The following is a 255-nucleotide window of genomic DNA, read 5'->3' as shown; positions in this document are numbered from 1 at the left end:
CGTCGCCCGGGAAATCGTACTTCGACAGAAGCTCACGCACTTCCATTTCGACGAGTTCCAGCAACTCGGCGTCGTCCACCATGTCGCACTTGTTCAGGAACACGATGATGTACGGCACGCCAACCTGACGAGCCAACAGGATGTGCTCACGCGTTTGCGGCATCGGGCCGTCTGCAGCCGAACACACCAGGATTGCGCCGTCCATCTGCGCTGCACCCGTAATCATGTTCTTCACATAGTCGGCGTGACCCGGGC

Annotated in this window: 1 protein-coding gene; it reads right to left on the bottom strand. The window is 59.2% G+C overall.

From position 1 onward, the window contains the following. Window positions 1-255, bottom strand: a 255-nt coding sequence (locus ACRXB1_RS37795) for a GTP-binding protein (protein WP_449494985.1), incomplete at both ends; no start/stop codon positions are given.

It is taken from the genome of Caballeronia sp. M23-90 (genome assembly GCF_053574605.1).
Note: the sequence above shows the minus strand (reverse complement) of the source record. Positions and strands in the feature narration are given on the sequence as shown.